Origin of the sequence: Microbulbifer sp., from assembly GCF_051659245.1 — a bacterium.
Lineage (GTDB): Bacteria > Pseudomonadota > Gammaproteobacteria > Pseudomonadales > Cellvibrionaceae > Microbulbifer.
This window is the reverse complement of the sequence record NZ_JBOFOC010000081.1, coordinates 1-17145: the sequence shown is the minus strand read 5'-3', so window position 1 is coordinate 17145 and position 17145 is coordinate 1. Positions and strand designations below refer to the sequence as shown.

Below are 17145 nucleotides of genomic sequence, written 5' to 3'. Positions count from 1 at the left end.
GGTTGAGTTATGGCTAGAGAGAAAGACAAAAGCAACGACGAAGGCCTGCAGGAAAAGCTGGTCCAGGTCAATCGCGTTGCAAAAACTGTTAAAGGTGGTCGCATCTTCGCCTTTACCGCACTGACTGTGGTGGGCGACGGCAACGGCCGCGTTGGCTTCGGTCGCGGCAAGGCCCGCGAGGTGCCGGTGGCGATCCAGAAGGCGATGGAAGCGGCGCGCCGCAACATGATCCAGGTGGATCTGAACGGCGAGACCATCCAGTATGCCACCAACGGCCGCCACGGCGGTTCCAAGGTGTATATGCAGCCGGCTTCCCAGGGTACCGGTGTAATTGCCGGTGGCGCCATGCGCTCCGTACTGGAAATGGCCGGTGTGCACAACGTACTGGCCAAGTGTTACGGCTCCACCAACCCGGTGAACGTGGTGCGCGCAACCTTCAGTGCCCTGGAAGAGATGTCCAGCCCGGAAGACGTCGCTGCCAAGCGCGGCAAATCCGTCGAGGAGATCCTGGGCTGATCGGCGCCAAGGGCCGCCAAAGGCAAAGTCGAATTCGTTTTGAGTGAAAAGTCATGGCTAAGAAGACCATTAAAGTCACCCAGGTCAAAAGCATTGCCGGTCGTCTGAAGAACCATCAGGCGTGCATTGCCGGTCTGGGACTGCGCCGCATCGGTCACACAGTGGAAGTGGAAGACACTCCCTCCGTGCGCGGCATGATCAATAAAGTCAATTACCTGGTTAAGGTAGAGGGGGAATAACATGCGTTTGAACGACTTGTCTCCCGCAGAAGGCCACAAGCACAGCGCCAAGCGCGTCGGTCGCGGCATCGGCAGCGGCCTGGGCAAGACCGGCGGTCGTGGTCACAAGGGCCAGAAGGCACGCTCCGGCGGCACTGTGCGTCCGGGGTTCGAAGGTGGTCAGATGCCGCTGCAGAAGCGCCTGCCGAAGTACGGTTTCACCTCGCGTGTTTCCCGCGTCACCGCGGAAGTGCGTCTGGCGGAGCTGGCAAAGGTGGACGCCGATGTCATTGATTTGGCAGCGCTGAAGAATGCCGATATCATCGGCAGCCACGTAAAGCGCGCCAAAGTGTTTCTTTCCGGCGAACTGACCAAGGCGGTAACCGTTAAAGGTCTGGCGCTGACCAAAGGAGCCAAAGCGGCTATCGAAGCCGCTGGCGGAAAAATAGAAGAGTAATCGAGGCCCAAATGGCACGACCAGGATCCGGCGTAAACTCCCCAGGTAACAGCAAGGGATTGGGCGAGCTTTGGGCTCGCCTTCGTTTTCTGTTCCTCGCGTTACTGGTGTATCGCGTAGGGACACATATTCCGGTGCCCGGTATCGATCCGGAGAAGCTGGCTAACCTGTTCAACCAGAACCAGGGCACCATCCTGGGGATGTTCAACATGTTTTCCGGCGGCGCCCTGGAACGTATGAGCATTCTGGCGCTGGGTATCATGCCCTACATCTCTGCGTCCATCATCATGCAGCTGATGAGCGCGGTGACACCGTCTCTGGAGGCATTGAAGAAGGAGGGGGACGCCGGTCGGCGCAAGATCAACCAGTACACCCGTTACCTGACGGTGGTGTTGGCACTGATCCAGGGTATCGGCATGACCTTCGGTCTGGCGGGGCAGAACCTCGCCTACTCGGCGGAGCCGGCGTTCGGTTTCTACTTTGTGGCGGTGACGTCCCTGGTGACCGGTGCGGTGTTCATGATGTGGCTGGGTGAGCAGATCACCGAGCGGGGTGTGGGCAACGGCATTTCCATGCTGATATTTGCCGGCATCGTCGCCGGCCTGCCCAGTGCCATCGGCCAAGCTTTCGAGCAGGCGCGGCAGGGCGAGTTACACATTCTGCTGCTGCTGGCCATCGGCTTTGTCGCCGTCGCCGTGGTGTACTTCGTGGTGGTGATGGAGCGCGGCCAGCGCCGGATTACCATCAACCACGCCCGTCGCCAGGCGGGGCGCTACTCGGCGGCACCGGCTGCCCAGTCGAGCCACCTGCCGCTGAAGGTGAATATGGCCGGCGTTATTCCGGTGATCTTCGCCAGCAGTATTCTGCTGTTCCCCGCCACCCTGGCGCAGTGGTTCGGCCAGGGCGGCGAGGGGCTGGGTGCGGAGATACTGCAGAAACTGGCGCTGGCCCTGGGGCCGGGGCAGCCGCTGAACATTATCCTGTTCGCAGGCCTGATCGGTTTCTTCTGCTTCTTCTATACGGCGTTGATGTTCAACCCCAGCGAAGTGGCGGACAACCTGAAACGGTCCGGTGCCTATGTGCCCGGTATCCGCCCGGGTGAGCAGACCGCGCGCTATATCGACAGCGTGCTGACTCGTCTGACCCTGGTGGGCGCCGTGTACATCGCACTGGTTTCCCTGCTGCCGCAGTTTCTGGTGGTGGGATTGAACGTACCCTTCTATCTGGGTGGTACTTCACTGCTGATCGTTGTAGTGGTAGTGATGGACTTTATGGCACAGGTGCAGTCACATCTGCTGTCCCACCAGTACGAAGGAATGATGAAAAAGGCGAACCTGCAGAGCTATGGTCGCCGCTAACGCGGTACACCGGCGAGCAGTTTGATTGAATTGAGGTAAGGTCATGAAAGTACGCGCTTCTGTAAAAAAGATCTGCCGTAACTGCAAAATCGTGCGCCGCAAAGGTGTTCTGCGGGTAATCTGCAGTACCGATCCGCGCCACAAGCAGCGGCAGGGCTAAGCGCGGGACCCGGGACCATCGGGATCCGGGACCCGGGCGGGCCGAAGGCCCGCCATTGTAGGAGCGGCGACCGCCAGAGATGGCGGGGTGCCGCCCAGCGGAAATGCAGATTTTGCAGGATCAAAAATCTGCCCATGGCCGCGATCGGGCTCTGATCGCGGCCATGGGCGGATGGCCGTCCCGCCGCTCCTACAGGAAGAACCAGCCGGCTGCCGCGAGCCCCTCGCGCCAGCCGGCGACACCGCAAGCCCTTCCAGGCGGGTGGTGGATATCGGAAGGCCGACTGGCTGGACGATATCAAAAAGGGGGCGTTGACTGTCGTCCATTACGCTCTCCGCCAGGGTGGAGAGCGTTGGGCTATTGCAATTTAGTGTCTGAAAAGCTATTCTTGCGCGCCTTTTTGGTGGCGCCGCCGGTTTTTTAGTCGCTGTCAGCGCCGAATTCAAAGTAGAGCCACGCTCTTTATTAAAAGTAGTGGCTCCCAATACGTGGAGTATGCCTCTATGGCACGTATTGCTGGTGTCAATGTACCAGACCACAAGCACGCCGTGATCTCCCTGACCCATGTTTTCGGGGTCGGTCGCACCACGGCGAAGTCTATTTTGGCAGCGACCGGTATCGCTGAATCCACCAAGATCCGCGACCTCTCTGAAGAGCAGATCGAATCCATCCGCGGTGAAATTGCCAAGCTCACCGTCGAGGGCGACCTGCGCCGCGAAGTGTCCATGAACATCAAGCGTTTGATGGATCTGGGCTGCTACCGGGGCCTGCGCCACCGCCGCAACCTGCCGGTTCGCGGCCAGCGCACCAAGACCAACGCCCGTACCCGCAAGGGGCCGCGCAAGCCCATTCGTAAATAGGTTTTGGGCAAGTAAAGCGCGCCCGCGGTTTTCACAAGCCCTCTCTTCTTGAGAAGGGGATTTGATACAGGATTTAGGATACAGGTATGGCCAAGCCAAAAACTACTGTTCGCAAAAAGGTCAAAAAGACCGTTGTCGACGGTGTTGCCCACATCCACGCATCGTTTAACAACACGATCGTAACGATCACCGATCGCCAGGGTAACACCCTCAGCTGGGCCACTTCGGGTGGTTCCGGTTTTCGCGGCTCTCGCAAGAGCACGCCGTTTGCAGCCCAGGTTGCCGCCGAGCGCGCAGGTACTGCCGCTCAGGAGTACGGCCTGAAAAACCTCGACGTTGAAGTCAAGGGCCCCGGCCCCGGTCGCGAATCAGCGGTTCGCTCACTGAACAACTGCGGCTTCAAGATCACCAACATCACCGACGTGACGCCCATCCCGCACAATGGATGTCGTCCGCCCAAAAAACGTCGCGTGTAACAGGGGGCTGACAAAATGGCACGTTATATTGGACCAAAATGTAAACTTTCCCGCCGGGAAGGTACCGATCTGCAGCTGAAGAGCGGTGTTCGCCCGCACGACTCCAAGTGTCGCGCAGAGGCCAAGCCCGGTCAGCACGGCGCCGGCCGCGGCCGTCTGTCCGACTACGGCGTACAGCTGCGCGAAAAGCAAAAGGTCCGCCGTATCTACGGCGTACTGGAAAAGCAGTTCCGCAACTACTATAAGGAAGCGGCGCGCCTGAAGGGCGCCACCGGTGAAAACCTGCTGCAACTGCTGGAGAAGCGCCTGGACAACGTGGTGTACCGCATGGGTTTCGGCTCGACCCGTTCCGAAGCGCGCCAGCTGGTTTCCCACAAGGCGATTCTGGTCAACGGCAGCGCTGTGAACATCCCCTCCTACCAGGTTAAGGAAGGCGATATCATCTCCATACGCGAAAAAGCCAAAAAGCAGATGCGTATCCAGCATTCCGTTTCCCTCGCCGCCCAGCGTGGCGACGTCGAGTGGGTAGACGTCAACGCGAGCAAACTGGAGGGCACTTTCAAGCGCGCTCCGGATCGTGTGGACCTGCCGGCAGAGATCAACGAAAACCTTATTGTGGAACTCTATTCCAAGTAAGACCTAGTTCCACTTAAGGCAAAGTAACTGTAAACAGGTATGGCTATGCAGACTGCTGTCAACGAGTTTTTGACACCGCGGCGTATTGACGTCACCGAGTACAACCCGAACCACGCCAAAGTGGTTCTGGAGCCCCTGGAGCGTGGTTTCGGTCACACGCTGGGCAATGCCCTGCGCCGCATCCTGCTGTCTTCCATGCCGGGCTGTGCCGTCACCGAAGTGGAAATCGAGGGTGTCGGGCACGAGTACAGCGCGATTGAGGGTGTGCAGGAGGATGTGATTGAAATCCTGCTCAACCTGAAGGATATCGCCGTTGTGATGCACGGCAAGGACCAGGCGGTACTGAGCCTGAGCAAAAGGGGCCCGGGTGCGGTGACAGCTGGAGATATCCAGGCGGATCACGACATCGAGATTGTGAATCCCGAGCACGTGATCGCCAATATCACCGGCGACGTGGAACTCAACCTGCGTCTGACCGTGGCGCGCGGTCGGGGCTATCAGCCCGCCGACGCCCGCCGCGACGAGGAAGAGGAAACCCGCGCGATCGGCCGCTTGCAGCTGGACGCCTCCTACAGCCCGGTTCGCCGCGTGGCGTACAGCGTGGAGTCCGCGCGTGTGGAGCAGCGCACCGACCTCGACAAGCTGGTACTGGACCTGGAAACCAACGGAACCCTGGACCCGGAAGAGGCGATTCGCCGCGCCGCCACTATTCTGCAGCAGCAGCTGGCAGTGTTCGTGGATCTGGAAGGCGAGAAAGAGGCTCAGCCGGAGTCCAAGGAAGAGGAGGTGGATCCGGTCCTGTTGCGCCCTGTGGACGACCTGGAGCTGACCGTGCGTTCGGCCAACTGTCTGAAAGCGGAGAACATCTATTATATCGGCGACCTGATCCAGCGCACCGAGGTAGAACTGCTCAAGACTCCGAACCTGGGCAAGAAGTCCCTGACCGAAATCAAGGACGTCCTGGCGTCCCGCGGTCTGTCCCTGGGTATGCGCCTGGAGAACTGGCCGCCGACCAGCCTCAAAGGCGACAGCAAGCTGAGCCCTCTGTAAACATTATTAAGTATTGTAGTAGCGGCCTCTGGTCGCGAAAGAATTAACTTCAGCGGTTTTTACCGCGCCAGAACGACTTGCCGTGAAGGCAGTTGAAGTCGTAAGGAATTGAGTCATGCGTCATCGCTATAGTGGCCGTAAATTCAGCCGTACCAGCGCTCACCGCAAGGCCATGTTCAAGAACATGACCGCCTCTCTGGTGGAGCACGAACTGATCAAAACCACACTGCCGAAAGCCAAGGAGCTGCGCCGCGTCGCCGAGCCGCTGATCACCCTGGCCAAGAAGGACAGTGTCGCCAACCGCCGTCTGGCTTTCGCCCGTATCCGCGACAAGGATGCCGTGCGCAAGCTGTTCGACGAGTTGGGCCCGCGCTACGAAGCCCGTCCGGGCGGATATATCCGTATCCTGAAGTGCGGTTTTCGCGCCGGCGACAAGGCCCCGATGGCCTATGTCGAGCTGGTAGATCGGCCCGAGGTCGAAGAAGCTACGGCTGAAGCCGCCGAAGCGTAAGCTCCGGCGTCCTGTACAAGAAAGCCGGTCTGAGACCGGCTTTTTTGTATGAAGCACATCCTAGTGTCCTGTATGGTACTAAATAGTGATACCAGCGGGCCGCTAAGCGGCCAGATGCAAGGCGCACTTGCGCCGGCGTAGCCGGCTACGTCAAGCAAGTGCAACGCCGCAGATGGCTGCTTAGCGGCCCGCCCGAAGGGAGCCCCCCAGATTGCCCACAGCTGCGTTGCAGCTCTTGAAAATGGAATGACCATTCCCTGCGAGCTGCGCCTAACTGTGAGCAATCTGGGGGGCTCTGGTATCACTATTTAGTACCATACAGGACACTCGCGCTTCACCCTCCGGGTCAGCAAAAGCTGACCGGAAGCGCTCCGGGCGCTTTGTGCGCATCTGATATCCGAGGTATTGGAGCCCATGTCTTTCCAGCAACTGCTCAACAATCTCAACCCACAGATAGTCGGCAGCCTGAAACGCGCCATCGAGCTGGGAAAATGGCCCAACGGCGCCGCTATCACCGACGAGCAGCGCCGGCTTTGTGCCGAGGCGGTGGCCAGTTGGGAAAAGCGCAACCTGCCGGAGGAAGCCCGTGTGGGCTACGTGCCGCCGAAGAATACCCCCTGTGCCGATAAAACGGTGGACGAGCAGAAGCTGAACTGGGTGTAGGATTTTTCGGGACCCGGGACCCGGGACTCGGGATTCCGCCGTGTAGGAGCGGCCGGACCGCTCCTACACGTATCCGCAGATACCAACTGCGCTTTGTACATTTCCTCGCAATGGCTACACTGTTCCCGTTACCGCCAATAACGGGAGCAGCAACAATGAATAATAAGATCCGACTGTCTGTTGTTATCGCCCTGGCCCTGGGCGCAGGCGTTGCAGTCTGGCGATTTTTCCCCTCCCCCGCGCAGAACAGCGCCGATAACCCCGCTAACGAAGCCCCCGCCGGGGAGAGTCTTGACCCCGCCGGACTGAGCCGGGAAGAACTGGGCAGCCTGCTCTCCGATCCGCGGGTACAGCGCTATTTCCAGCGGGAAAAAGACAAACGGTCGCTACAGGACTACTTCAACAACAGCGGCGAACTCAGCGCGGAAGAGAGTTGGCAGCTGATCGAATCCATCGAGTCCGAGGGCCGCATAATGGGTTACGAGGCGATGGCGCTCAAACTGGCCTGGTTGGAGCGCAACAGCGCCAGCAAGGGGGAGTTCGATCGAGCCGCTGGTGAGCTGGTGGAAAGTTACCGGCGGAAATCGCAACAAAGTGCCGAGGAATACGATCCTTACGAGGACGTGCCGGGGTTTGCCGAATACAAGGAAACGGAAGCGCAGATAGTGCGCGAGGTGCAGCAGATGACCACTTTTCCCGATGGTATTAGCAAACAGGAATACCTGCGCAGGCGGCTGCAGGAAGCCCGGGAAAAAGCGTACCAATGAAAGTGATCAATAATCATTGATCAATGCGGAGCGACTGCGCAATGCCGCTGCTCCGCACCGTTCATTGTTAATTGATCACTGGATCAGAGCAGCCCTCCCACCAGGTCGTAAAACCAATTGTGGTTGTTTTCATAGTCGGAGACCTGATCCGTCTCGTAGGCGCGCATCATGCTGCCGCCCTGGTAGTTCACGATATTGTTAAGGAAGTCCCGCAATACCAGCCCGTGCTCGGCGATTTCGCCGTACTCCAGGTCGAGGATCGTGGTGCAGTGGCTCTCGTTGAAATCCCGGTACATGGGGAAATAGTAGCCCCAGTTGCCGGTCTGCTCGAGCAGCGGGATCAGGTTGTTATGAGTGTCTTGCTGCCACTTCTCGCGCAGCTTGTTCAGGCGCGATTCCGGGTCTGGATCGTTACCAATATCGTCGTGGAAACGCTCGTAGGAATAGGCCGAGAAATTGCCGTCGGCGAGGAAGTGGGTGATGCCCAGGCGATCGTCGGGGAACTTGTTGGAGAGGCCTGTGTAGAGCGAGGCCAGTTCGTTACTGTCAAATCCCGGGGTGATATTGGCGAGCATATTGACCGGATTGACGTCACTGGGGTCGCCGCCGGCAGTGAAAGTGGTCCATGAGCTCAGTACTTTCTTGTGCAACGGCAGAGACGGATAGCTATTGCTGTCGTTACTGTTTAGCGGCGCCCGGTAGACTGGGCCCGAATCGTCGATCAGGTAGCCATAATCCACATTCATATCCGCGCGCAGCTTGGAATAGTTCAGCAGCGCACCGATACTGCCGGCACTGCAGCCCGCCGTCACCAACTGTTTCGGTTTCTGCAGGTTGTTCTTCACCCAGGAAGTCACCGCCTGCACATTGCGCACGCCGTTGTGGTGCCACACCAAATCCGGATTCTCACCGGTGGGGTCCTGGTAGATTTCAGTCTTGTCCCCTACGTAGATATCGCCGGTGCAGTAGGGCACATACACCAGGTTCCACTCGCCGGTTTTGAACCGGTTGTAGGGGTGATGGGTATAGATCAGCGGGGATATCGCTGCGGTGGCCAGGTTGGCGGCGTTCTGGAAGTCCAGCAGGTTGATATTCTGTACATAGTTGTCGGGAATACCGTTGGGGTTGCGCGCGCCGCGAATGCCCGTCGCGCCGGAGCAGCTTTCGTAATCCCAGCAGGCACCGCCGCCTTCAAAGTAGAAGATGGTGTTGCTGGTATCCGGTACCCGGTAGATGAAAAACTTGTAGGGCGAGCCGTTGCCGCACATGGCTCCGGTGCTGGCCGGCACATCCACTTTCTGCCAGTTGTCGAAATCGCCCGGGTCGAAGTCGTCGTTGAAATTCGGGTCGTGTAGGGCCAGCGGATACATGCCCTGGGCCTGCTCCGGAGTCACCGGCGCGTTGGCGTCGGGCGGGTCGAACAGGTTGCCGATGGTATCCCAGAAACCGTAGTCGCCCGGTTCCGCGTGAGCGTGAATACTAAAAACAAACAGACCGGCCGCAAAGGCGGGGGCCAGGTTACGGAGAGTTTTTATCATTATTAAATCCCCTGGGTTGATCAGAATTTTCTCTCTGGACCCCCACCCAAGTTGCACTGCGGGCCAAACGCCAAGGGACAGCGAAACAGTACATCTACCCTTATTGACCGCGATAACCCGGACACAGGTCCAAATCGCCTATTGGTAAAACGGTTTGAGAGTAGTGAATAAATCTGATGTGGTCGAGGGAATTGGGTACTAAAACTGTACAGTCACTATAGACGCACTAGTCGAGGGCAATATGGATGAAAATTGCGCCATTAATTCAGCTGGGACAAGTCCGGCTGGATGCGGCACTTACAACCAGCCAAAGGCAGGTAGCAGACTCCGCCCATCAAGCAACAGGGTTGCCAGAAGTGCCAGCAGGCCGGGTGTATTTTGTGTTGGGGGAATTTTTATAGCGGCCCCAGCCGGGGTGAATGCATTTCCCACAACAAAAAGGCAGCGGCCACTATGATGGCGGGGCCGATATTCAGATACCTGCTCTTTTCATTATGGTTATGGTTGGAGCGAGGTGTTATGAATCGCTTCCCGGTCAGCCCGCCAGCATTGGTTTCAGGAAGTGACCGGTATGCGAGCCTTTTATCTCGGCCACCTCCTCCGGGGTGCCGGTGGCGATAATCTGTCCGCCGCCGGAGCCGCCCTCCGGCCCCAGGTCGACGATCCAGTCCGCGGTCTTGATCACGTCCAGGTTGTGCTCGATAACCACGATGGTGTTGCCGTGGTCCCGCAGGCGGTGCAGTACGTCCAGCAGCAGCTGGATATCGGCGAAGTGCAGGCCGGTGGTGGGTTCGTCGAGGATATACAGGGTCTGGCCGGTATCCCGCTTGGACAGTTCGCGGGAGAGCTTCACCCGCTGTGCCTCGCCGCCGGAAAGTGTCGTCGCCGCTTGGCCCAATTTGATATAGGACAGGCCAACATCCATCAGCGTCTGCAGTTTCTTGGCGATGGCGGGCACCGGGTCGAAAAATTCCCGCGCGTCCTCCACGGTCATCTCCAGGACCTCGTGGATATTCTTGCCTTTGTAGTGCACCTCGAGAGTCTCGCGGTTGTAGCGCTTGCCCTTGCAGGTGTCGCAGGGCACATAGATGTCCGGCAGGAAGTGCATTTCCACCTTGATCACGCCGTCGCCCTGGCAGGCTTCGCAGCGGCCGCCCTTGACGTTGAAACTGAAACGCCCCGGCTTGTAGCCGCGGGATCTGGCCTCCTGGGTACCGGCAAACAGTTCGCGAATGGGGGTAAAGATGCCGGTGTAGGTGGCGGGGTTCGAGCGCGGGGTGCGGCCGATCGGGCTCTGGTCGATATCCACGCACTTGTCGAAATGCTCCATCCCATACACTGCTTTATAGGGCGAGGCTTTCAGAGTGGTGGCCTTGTTCAGGGCGGTGGCCGCCAGCGGGTAGAGAGTGGTGTTGATCAGAGTGGACTTGCCGGAGCCGGAGACGCCGGTCACGCAGGTGAACAGCCCCACGGGAATTTCCAGGTCGACATTCTGCAGGTTGTTGCCGGTGGCGCCCTCGATGCGCAGCATATAGTCCGGGTCCGACACGTAGCGCTCTTCGGGTACGGCGATTTTCTTTTTGCCGGAGAGGTACTGCCCGGTCAGTGAGCGCTTGCACTGGGCAATCTGCTCGTGGGTGCCGGCTACCACTACCTCGCCGCCGTGTACGCCGGCCCCGGGACCGATATCCACGATAAAGTCGGCGCTGCGAATGGCGTCCTCGTCGTGTTCGACCACGATCACAGTGTTGCCGATATCGCGCAGGTGGGTGAGGGTATTGAGCAGTCGCTCGTTGTCGCGCTGGTGCAGGCCGATGGAGGGTTCGTCGAGAATATACATCACGCCCACCAGCCCGGCGCCGATCTGGCTGGCCAGGCGGATGCGCTGAGCCTCGCCGCCGGAAAGGGTTTCCGCGCTGCGGTTCAGGGTTAAATAATTCAGGCCCACGTCCACCAGGAAGCGGAAGCGGTCGCGCAGCTCCTTGAGGATCTTATCGGCGATCTCCTTCTGTGCGCCGCGGAATTTGAGCCGGTTGGCGAAGTAGTCGAAGGCGTCGCCCACCGGCAGTTCGGTGATCTGTGCCAGGGTTCGGTTGTCCACGAACACGTGGCGCGCCTCGCGGCGCAGGCGGGTGCCGTTGCACTCCGGACACTTCTGGGTGCTCAGGTATTTGGCCAGTTCCTCGCGCACCGACTGGGATTCGGTATCCCGGTAGCGTCGCTGGAAGTTGGGAATAATGCCCTCGAAGGTGTGGCGGCGGATGGTGACGTCGCCGCGGTCGTTCACGTAGCTGAAATCGATCGGGGTGTCGCTGCTGCCGTACAGGATGACTTCGCGGTGCGCTTTGCGCAGTTTCCCCCACGGCTTGTCCAGGTCGAAGCCGTAGTGCCCGGCCAGGGAGTCGAGCATATGGTAGTAGTAGATATTGCGCCTGTCCCAGCCGCGAATGGCGCCTTCGGAAATACTGCTCTCCGGGTCGAGGATGACTTTCTCCTCGTCGAAAAACTGCTTTACCCCCAGGCCGTCGCAGCTGGGGCAGGCACCGGCCGGGTTGTTGAAGGAGAAGAGCCGCGGCTCCAGCTCGTTTAGTGAGTAGTCGCACACCGGGCAGGCGTGGCGGGCGGAGAAGAGGTGATCGCCCTGCTTGCCTTCCATAAAACTGATGGAGGCGATGCCGTCGGTCAGGGCCAGCGCCGTCTCGAAGGATTCCGACAGGCGCAGCTGCAGATCCTCGCGCACCTTGAAACGGTCCACCACCACCTCGATGGTGTGCTTTTTGCGCTTGTCGAGTTTGGGCGCGTCGTCCAGGTCGCAGACCAGGCCGTCGATGCGCGCGCGCACGAAGCCGTCGCGCCGGAGCTGCTCGAATACGTGCAGGTGTTCACCCTTGCGGTCGCGCACCACCGGCGCGAGCAGCATCAGCTTGGTGCCTTCCGGCAGCGCCAGTACCTGGTCCACCATCTGGCTGACCGTCTGCGCCTGCAGCGCTCCGCCGTGTTCCGGGCAGCGGGGTTCGCCTACGCGGGCGAACAGCAGGCGCAGGTAGTCGTAGATCTCGGTGATGGTGCCCACGGTGGAGCGGGGGTTGTGGGAGGTGGACTTCTGCTCGATGGAGATGGCCGGGGAAAGGCCCTCCACCGTGTCCACGTCCGGCTTTTCCATCATCGACAGGAACTGGCGCGCATAGGTGGACAGGGATTCCACATAGCGGCGCTGGCCCTCCGCGTAGAGGGTGTCGAACGCGAGCGAGGACTTCCCGGAGCCGGACAGGCCGGTGATCACGATCAGCTTGTCGCGGGGAATATCCAGGTCGATATTCTTCAGGTTGTGGGTGCGCGCACCCCGTACGTAAATCGTGTCCACGCTCTACCTATTACTTTGGCCGGAAAAACAGGCAAGTATAATCCGGCAGTCAACTGTGCCAAAATTCCCCACCGGAAATTTCCAGCCATTAATCGATTTCACATGATCCCCGTTATTCTCTGCGGCGGCACCGGCTCGCGCCTGTGGCCGCTATCCCGCGAAGCCTACCCGAAACAGTTTCTGTCTATCGCCGGCAGCCGGACCATGTTGCAGGACACCGCGCTGCGCCTCGACGGCCTGGAAGGGTTACAGGCGCCGATCCTGGTGTGCCATGAAGAGCACCGCTTCGCCGCCGCCGAACAGCTGCAGGAGATCGACCGCCCGCCCCGGTCGATTCTGCTGGAACCCTGCGCCCGGAACACTGCGCCGGCCATTGCGCTGGCGGCACTGGACGCGCTCGCCGGCGGGGAGGACCCGCTGCTGCTGGTGCTGCCGGCGGATCACGTGGTGGCGGGTGCGGCGGCTTTCCGGCGCGCAGCGAAAGCCGCCGGCGAGCTGGCGCAGAGAGGCCATCTGGTGACCTTCGGCATAGTGCCCGACTGTGCGGAGACCGGCTACGGCTATATCCGCCGCGGTGAGGATCTGGGCGGCGGTGCCTGGAAAGTGGCGGAGTTTGTCGAAAAACCGGATGCCGGGACCGCCGGTCGCTACCTGGCCAGCGGCGACTACTCCTGGAACAGTGGTATCTTCCTGTTCCGCGCCTCCCGCTATATCGAGGAACTGGGCCGCTACCGCGCCGACATACTGGCGGCCTGCCGCACCGCCTTCGGGGAGGCGTCGCGGGACCTGGATTTCACCCGCATCGACGCCGGGGCCTTTTCCGCCTGTCCCTCCGAATCGGTGGACTACGCGGTGATGGAAAAGACCGAATCCGCCGCGGTATTGCCCCTGGACGCCGGCTGGAGCGATGTGGGCTCCTGGGATGCGCTCTGGGAGCTGGCCGAGCGGGACGGCGACAACAACCTGCTGCACGGCGATGTGCTGGCGGAGTCCTCCGAGGGCTGCCTGGTGCGCGCCGACAGCCGGCTGGTGGGCCTGCTCGGCGTGCGCAACTTGGTAGTGGTGGATACCGACGATGCGGTGTTGATCGCGGATAAAAACTGCGTGCAGGACGTGAAAAAACTGGTGGAGCGGCTGAAAGGCTCGGAGCGCAGCGAGGCACTGCGCCACCGCAAGGTCTACCGACCCTGGGGCTACTACGATTCCATCGACGCCGGACCGCGCTTCCAGGTCAAACGCATCCTGGTCAAGCCGGGACAGCAGCTGTCGCTGCAGATGCACCACCACCGCGCCGAGCACTGGGTGGTGGTGCGCGGCACCGCCAAAGTGACCCGGGGCGAAGAGGAGCTGCTGCTCACTGAAAACCAGTCCACCTTCATTCCCCTGGGGGTGGTGCACCGGTTGGAAAATCCCGGCACCATCCCCCTGGAGCTGATCGAGGTGCAGTCGGGCAGCTACCTGGGCGAGGACGATATCGTCCGCTTCGATGACAGCTACGGGCGCAGGTAGGGCGAATACAAGGTTCGCCTACAGTCTCCCGGCCCACCACTGTTACAATGCGCGCCCATTGAAGTAGCGCCCCGGATTGCCGATGAATTCCACCGAACGCCGCGCCCTCGCCGGCCTGGCCTCCCTGTACGTTTTCCGCATGCTCGGCCTGTTTATGGTGCTGCCGGTGCTGTCGGTGTACGGGGCGGACTACCGCGGCAGCACGCCGGCACTGCTGGGGCTGGCGCTCGGGGCCTACGGCTTGAGCCAGGCGCTGTTGCAGATACCGCTGGGGATGCTGTCCGACCACTGGGGGCGGAAGCCGGTGATATACACAGGGCTCGCCGTGTTCGCCCTGGGCAGCCTGCTCGCGGCACAGACGGATTCGGTCTACGGGCTGATCGCCGGGCGCATGCTGCAGGGAGCCGGCGCCATCGCCGCCGCCACCATGGCACTGGTGGCGGACCTGACCCGCGACGAGAGCCGGGGTGTGGCCATGGCGGTGATCGGCGCCGCCATCGGTCTGGCGTTTATGCTGGCGGCGGTTCTGGGGCCCGTACTGGCGGGGTTCGGCGGCCTGTCGGCGGTGTTCTGGCTCACGGCGGTCCTGGCCCTGCTGGGTATTCTGCTGCTGTGGCGCCTGGTGCCGACTCCGCGGAGCCCGAGGCGGCCGGCGGTATACCGCGGTGGTTTCCGCCGGGTGCTGGGCTGTGCGGAGGTGCGGCGCCTGGCCGCCGGCGCCTTCTTCCTGCACCTGCTGTTGACTGCGCTGTTCGTGCCCCTGCCGTTGGTGCTGGTGGACACGCTGCGGTTGCCCGGCAGCGAGCACTGGAAAATCTACGGCCCGGTGATGCTGGGGGCTTTTGTGGTGATGCTGCCGCTGATGCGCGCAGCCGAGCGCAGCGGCCGGGCGCGAGTGGCGATGATGTGCGCGCAGTTGGCGCTGGCCGCCGGCAGCGTCGCACTCTGGGCCGTTTCGGGGCTGTCTCTGGTATTTCTGCTGGCGGTATTCTTTGTCGCCTTCAACCTGCTGGAGGCCCTGATGCCGGCGCAGCTCACCCGGGTGGCGCCGGCGGAGGCCCGCGGCGCCGCGACCGGGTTATACGCCACGGTGCAATTTCTCGGCGCCTTTTCCGGCGGCAGCCTGGGTGGCTGGCTGTATGGTCTCGGCGGTGCCGGGGCGGTAGCGCAACTGGGGATTGCGGTAGTACTGATGTGGGCCGCACTCTGGTGGCGGTTGGACGCCCGTGCGCCGAAAGCCGCCTGACAGGGCGGCTGCGCCTGTTGTATGCTGCTGGATAAAAATACACTGGTTGCCGCAGCGGCGACCGGCGAAATGTTCGACAATTGTAAATTCCCGGAGAAGATCCGGGGCTTATAGAGAGGAGAGGGCCATGGCCAGGGGTATCAACAAAGTCATTCTGATCGGCAATCTGGGCGCAGACCCGGAAACCCGCTACATGCCCAGCGGCGGCGCAGTGACCAACGTGAATCTGGCGACTTCCGAGACCTGGAAGGACAAGCAGACCGGCCAGCAGCAGGAGCGCACCGAGTGGCACCGGGTGGTGTTCTTCAACCGCCTGGCGGAGATCGCCGGCGAATACCTGCGCAAGGGCAGTAAAGTGTATATCGAGGGCTCGCTGCGTACCCGCAAGTGGCAGGACAAGAACACCGGCCAGGACCGCTACACCACGGAAATTGTCGCCAGCGAAATGCAGATGCTGGACAGCCGCGGGGGCCAGGATGGCTATTCCCAGGGCGGCGGATACGATCAGGGCTACCAGCCGCAGGGCGGCGGCCAGTCCGACCCCTACGGTCCGGGCAACCAGGGCCGCTCCGCACCTTCCTCCATGGCGCCGTCCCAGCCATCAAGCCAGCAGCCGCCGAGCCAACAGGCACCGAGCCAACAGCCGCCGGCGAGCGGCGGTTTCGACAACAGTTTCGACGACGACATTCCCTTCTGAGAATCCACACGCCGTGCCAGACACCGGCTATACACCGGAATCGGTCGCCGTTATCGGCGCCGGCAACGATATCGACAGCGCGCTGCAGAAACGCCTGCAGCGCGCCGGCTTTCGTGTGCAACTGCTGACTCCGGACCAACTGGACCAGTTGCGCCCCGGCGCGTTGGTGATCAACGCCTCCTGCTGCGCCGGGGGCAAGGGCATGTCCGCCGCCCTGCGGACATGCCGCGCGCTGGCGCAAAGTTCCCGCAGCCCGCTTTTGCACCTTTCCTCCTACCAGGTTTTTGCCGGCGGGGCGCGCAAGCGCTACGACGAGGAGGACGAGCCGGCGCCGGCCACCGATGCCGGGCGCCAGTGGCTGGAGTGCGAACATGCCCTGGAGGGGCGCGGCAATGTGAGCGTACTGCGTTTCGGTTGGATGCTGGACCGCAGCGAAGACGCGTTACTCGGGCGGGTGCTGCGCGGCCTGACGGCGCACCAGCCGATCGCCCTGGATGACCGCAGCCGCGGCAGCCCGGTGACCGTGGCGGATATGGCCCGGGTTGCGGTGGCGGTGGCCCAGCAACTGGCCAGCGGCGCCCCGATCTCCGGTGTCTACCACTACGGCGCCGCCGACAGCTGCACCGCACTGGAATTTGCCCATGAAGTGGTGGAGCGCGCGCAATCCTTCTACGACGAGGACCTCTCGCCGCAGCTGAGCGCGCTGCCCGCCGCGGAGGATCGCAGCGCCGTGCTGGCCTGCAACAAATTGCGGGACGTTTTCGGTATCCAGCAACGCAGCTGGCGCCAGGGGCTCACCCGGCAGGTGGAACTGTGGCTGGAGAAGCTGGAGGCCGAGGCATAAGGGGGAGCCTTGTTTTTTCCTTTGCCTGGACGAAAGTTAATTCCGTGGCGGCCCTTCGGCCCCTCTCGCAGACAAAACGGCTTTGGACGCCGAAGGCGCCCGAAGGGCGAGCGGTTCGGCGCTCCGAGCCATGGATGGCCCGAGTCACTGTCCCGCAAAAAACCACTGGTATCAGGACCTTCGCATCGAGGGTTTTGGCTTCACCGGCCCATGTAGGAGCGGCCCATGGCCGCGATCAGAGCTTCGGGTTGCCCCGGCCATCGATCGCGGCCATG

Annotated in this window: 18 protein-coding genes; 16 read left to right on the top strand and 2 right to left on the bottom strand. The window is 61.4% G+C overall.

Features of this window, described 5'->3' with window-relative positions; all coding sequences use genetic code 11:
- Positions 1-9 precede the first annotated feature (9 nt).
- From rpsE to ACRC0P_RS08680, 12 genes are all read left to right on the top strand, one after another.
- Positions 10-516 carry a 30S ribosomal protein S5 gene (gene rpsE, locus ACRC0P_RS08735; protein WP_438629949.1) on the top strand — a complete coding sequence of 169 codons (507 nt, stop codon included), beginning with the start codon at positions 10-12 and terminating at the stop codon, positions 514-516.
- Between the two features lie 53 nt (positions 517-569).
- Positions 570-755, top strand: a complete 186-nt coding sequence (gene rpmD, locus ACRC0P_RS08730) for a 50S ribosomal protein L30 (protein ID WP_438629947.1) — start codon at positions 570-572, stop codon at positions 753-755.
- A gap of 1 nt (position 756) precedes the next feature.
- Complete coding sequence (gene rplO / locus ACRC0P_RS08725) at positions 757-1191, top strand: 50S ribosomal protein L15 (protein ID WP_183462939.1); 435 nt, start codon at positions 757-759, stop codon at positions 1189-1191.
- Between the two features lie 11 nt (positions 1192-1202).
- Complete coding sequence (secY, locus tag ACRC0P_RS08720; RefSeq protein ID WP_438629944.1) at positions 1203-2549, top strand: preprotein translocase subunit SecY; 1347 nt, start codon at positions 1203-1205, stop codon at positions 2547-2549.
- Between the two features lie 43 nt (positions 2550-2592).
- Positions 2593-2709: a 50S ribosomal protein L36 gene (gene rpmJ, locus ACRC0P_RS08715; RefSeq protein WP_091516926.1), complete on the top strand. Its 117-nt coding sequence runs from the start codon at positions 2593-2595 to the stop codon at positions 2707-2709.
- Positions 2710-3212: 503 nt separating this feature from the next.
- Positions 3213-3569: a 30S ribosomal protein S13 gene (gene rpsM, locus ACRC0P_RS08710; RefSeq protein WP_438629942.1), complete on the top strand. Its 357-nt coding sequence runs from the start codon at positions 3213-3215 to the stop codon at positions 3567-3569.
- An 86-nt stretch (positions 3570-3655) separates the two neighbouring features.
- Positions 3656-4045 carry a 30S ribosomal protein S11 gene (rpsK, locus tag ACRC0P_RS08705; RefSeq protein ID WP_438629940.1) on the top strand — a complete coding sequence of 130 codons (390 nt, stop codon included), beginning with the start codon at positions 3656-3658 and terminating at the stop codon, positions 4043-4045.
- 15 nt (positions 4046-4060) lie between these two features.
- Positions 4061-4681 (top strand): 30S ribosomal protein S4, encoded by a 621-nt coding sequence (rpsD, locus tag ACRC0P_RS08700; protein WP_438629938.1) that lies wholly within the window; start codon positions 4061-4063, stop codon positions 4679-4681.
- Positions 4682-4726: 45 nt separating this feature from the next.
- A complete protein-coding gene (locus tag ACRC0P_RS08695) occupies positions 4727-5731 on the top strand; it encodes a DNA-directed RNA polymerase subunit alpha (RefSeq protein WP_438629936.1) in 1005 nt (334 codons plus the stop codon).
- Between the two features lie 115 nt (positions 5732-5846).
- Complete coding sequence (gene rplQ, locus ACRC0P_RS08690) at positions 5847-6242, top strand: 50S ribosomal protein L17 (protein ID WP_438629934.1); 396 nt, start codon at positions 5847-5849, stop codon at positions 6240-6242.
- 414 nt (positions 6243-6656) lie between these two features.
- On the top strand, positions 6657-6905 hold the full coding sequence (locus tag ACRC0P_RS08685; RefSeq protein ID WP_438629932.1) for a YeaC family protein: 249 nt from the start codon (positions 6657-6659) through the stop codon (positions 6903-6905).
- Between the two features lie 155 nt (positions 6906-7060).
- A complete protein-coding gene (locus ACRC0P_RS08680; protein ID WP_438629930.1) occupies positions 7061-7672 on the top strand; it encodes a hypothetical protein in 612 nt (203 codons plus the stop codon).
- A gap of 83 nt (positions 7673-7755) precedes the next feature.
- Here ACRC0P_RS08680 and ACRC0P_RS08675 read toward each other — a convergent pair whose 3' ends face one another.
- Positions 7756-9210, bottom strand: coding sequence for a pectin acetylesterase-family hydrolase (locus tag ACRC0P_RS08675; protein WP_438629928.1), 1455 nt, complete (start codon positions 9208-9210; stop codon positions 7756-7758).
- A gap of 535 nt (positions 9211-9745) precedes the next feature.
- Positions 9746-12574: an excinuclease ABC subunit UvrA gene (gene uvrA / locus ACRC0P_RS08670; RefSeq protein WP_438629926.1), complete on the bottom strand. Its 2829-nt coding sequence runs from the start codon at positions 12572-12574 to the stop codon at positions 9746-9748.
- Between the two features lie 102 nt (positions 12575-12676).
- Here uvrA and ACRC0P_RS08665 point away from each other — a divergent pair, with 102 nt between their 5' ends.
- From ACRC0P_RS08665 to ACRC0P_RS08650, 4 genes are all read left to right on the top strand, one after another.
- The gene (locus ACRC0P_RS08665) at positions 12677-14083 is read left to right on the top strand and encodes a mannose-1-phosphate guanylyltransferase/mannose-6-phosphate isomerase (RefSeq protein WP_438629924.1); all 1407 of its coding nucleotides are present in this window, start codon (positions 12677-12679) and stop codon (positions 14081-14083) included.
- An 82-nt stretch (positions 14084-14165) separates the two neighbouring features.
- On the top strand, positions 14166-15329 hold the full coding sequence (locus ACRC0P_RS08660; protein WP_438629922.1) for an MFS transporter: 1164 nt from the start codon (positions 14166-14168) through the stop codon (positions 15327-15329).
- Positions 15330-15456: 127 nt separating this feature from the next.
- The gene (gene ssb / locus ACRC0P_RS08655) at positions 15457-16026 is read left to right on the top strand and encodes a single-stranded DNA-binding protein (protein ID WP_438629920.1); all 570 of its coding nucleotides are present in this window, start codon (positions 15457-15459) and stop codon (positions 16024-16026) included.
- Between the two features lie 13 nt (positions 16027-16039).
- Positions 16040-16870: a sugar nucleotide-binding protein gene (locus ACRC0P_RS08650; RefSeq protein ID WP_438629918.1), complete on the top strand. Its 831-nt coding sequence runs from the start codon at positions 16040-16042 to the stop codon at positions 16868-16870.
- The last annotated feature ends 275 nt before the right edge of the window (positions 16871-17145 follow it).

Excerpts from the sequence above, each read along its gene's own strand:
- rpsD (WP_438629938.1), top strand. The coding sequence starts at position 4,061 with ATGGCACGTTATATTGGACCAAAATGTAAACTTTCCCGCCGGGAAGGT.
- rplO (WP_183462939.1), top strand. The coding sequence starts at position 757 with ATGCGTTTGAACGACTTGTCTCCCGCAGAAGGCCACAAGCACAGCGCC.
- ACRC0P_RS08695 (WP_438629936.1), top strand. The coding sequence starts at position 4,727 with ATGCAGACTGCTGTCAACGAGTTTTTGACACCGCGGCGTATTGACGTC.
- ACRC0P_RS08660 (WP_438629922.1), top strand. The coding sequence starts at position 14,166 with ATGAATTCCACCGAACGCCGCGCCCTCGCCGGCCTGGCCTCCCTGTAC.
- ACRC0P_RS08680 (WP_438629930.1), top strand. The coding sequence starts at position 7,061 with ATGAATAATAAGATCCGACTGTCTGTTGTTATCGCCCTGGCCCTGGGC.
- rpmD (WP_438629947.1), top strand. The coding sequence starts at position 570 with ATGGCTAAGAAGACCATTAAAGTCACCCAGGTCAAAAGCATTGCCGGT.
- rpmJ (WP_091516926.1), top strand. The coding sequence starts at position 2,593 with ATGAAAGTACGCGCTTCTGTAAAAAAGATCTGCCGTAACTGCAAAATC.
- rpsK (WP_438629940.1), top strand. The coding sequence starts at position 3,656 with ATGGCCAAGCCAAAAACTACTGTTCGCAAAAAGGTCAAAAAGACCGTT.
- rpsE (WP_438629949.1), top strand. The coding sequence starts at position 10 with ATGGCTAGAGAGAAAGACAAAAGCAACGACGAAGGCCTGCAGGAAAAG.
- rplQ (WP_438629934.1), top strand. The coding sequence starts at position 5,847 with ATGCGTCATCGCTATAGTGGCCGTAAATTCAGCCGTACCAGCGCTCAC.
- ssb (WP_438629920.1), top strand. The coding sequence starts at position 15,457 with ATGGCCAGGGGTATCAACAAAGTCATTCTGATCGGCAATCTGGGCGCA.
- secY (WP_438629944.1), top strand. The coding sequence starts at position 1,203 with ATGGCACGACCAGGATCCGGCGTAAACTCCCCAGGTAACAGCAAGGGA.
- ACRC0P_RS08675 (WP_438629928.1), bottom strand. The coding sequence starts at position 9,210 with ATGATAAAAACTCTCCGTAACCTGGCCCCCGCCTTTGCGGCCGGTCTG.
- ACRC0P_RS08665 (WP_438629924.1), top strand. The coding sequence starts at position 12,677 with ATGATCCCCGTTATTCTCTGCGGCGGCACCGGCTCGCGCCTGTGGCCG.
- ACRC0P_RS08685 (WP_438629932.1), top strand. The coding sequence starts at position 6,657 with ATGTCTTTCCAGCAACTGCTCAACAATCTCAACCCACAGATAGTCGGC.
- rpsM (WP_438629942.1), top strand. The coding sequence starts at position 3,213 with ATGGCACGTATTGCTGGTGTCAATGTACCAGACCACAAGCACGCCGTG.